Source organism: Pontibacter sp. HJ8 (assembly GCF_054824225.1).
Genome location: NZ_JSYF01000663.1, coordinates 1 through 988, shown reverse-complemented (window position 1 = coordinate 988; position 988 = coordinate 1). Strand labels below are relative to the sequence as shown.

Annotated in this window: 2 protein-coding genes; both read left to right on the top strand. The window is 51.5% G+C overall.

All coding sequences use genetic code 11. From position 1 onward, the window contains the following. The coding region (locus OB13_RS20720; protein WP_461492086.1) for a hypothetical protein at window positions 1-214 on the top strand (214 nt) is incomplete at its 5' end. A 146-nt stretch (window positions 215-360) separates the two neighbouring features. Beyond that, window positions 361-988 (top strand): MFS transporter (locus tag OB13_RS20715; protein WP_461492085.1); only part of this gene is annotated, 628 nt, incomplete at its 3' end.

Genomic DNA, 988 nt, shown 5'->3' with positions numbered 1-988 from the left:
AATCAGTGCTTTTTTATTAATTTCTTTTTCAAGCTTTGCAGCGGTCGAAAACAATAAGTCGAATGTGGAGAAAGCAGGTAAAAGGATAACAAAGTCAGTAGCTGGTAAAAGGTCAGCCAAGTTGTTTGCCGGTACGTCTAAAGCCTATACCAAAGATGGTTTGGTAAAGAGAAAAGGCAGATCCAACAAAAGCTGCCCTGCATTTGAGTTTTAGTTTTAAGCTATACCTACATAAAAAAAGCAGCCCGGACCGGGCTGCTTTTTTTATGTAGGTATGCCGGCACATTCTGTCCAAGCTTTTGTGGGCAGGTATAGTTTGGGAAGATATGTTTCTCCAACTTTGCAGCTTTATAATCAGGTATGGCAGAACAAAAAACGCGTGTGTACGGGCTTCAGTTCGGGTTGCTTTGTTTGAGTTCCTTTCTCTTTTTTTCAAGCTTCAACATGATCATTCCGGAGCTGCCCAATTACATCACAAAGCTGGGCGGCGGCGAATACAAGGGGCTGATCATTGCGCTTTTTACGCTGACAGCAGGTCTTTCACGCCCGTTCAGCGGCCAGCTGGCTGACAAAGTAGGGCGGGTGCCGGTGATGCTGGTGGGCGGTACTGTTTGCATCCTTTGCGGTTTTCTCTATCCGGTGACCGGTACGGTAGCGGCGTTTCTGCTGCTGCGGCTGGTGCACGGCTTTTCTACCGGGTTTACCCCGACCGGTACGGCGGCCTACGTGGCCGACATTATCCCGATGGAACGCAGGGGTGAGGCGACAGGGCTGTTGGGCCTGTCGGGCAGCCTGGGTATGGCGGCAGGGCCAGCGCTCGGCGCGACGATTGCCAACAACTTCTCCCTCGATACGATGTTCTATTCCTCTTCTGTCGCGGCTTTTCTGTCCGTGGCGGTTGTGGCGCGCATGCGCGAAACGCTGGATAACCCGAACCGCTTCCGGATGGGACTGCTGAAGATTTCACGCAGCGAGGTCTTTGAGCCGA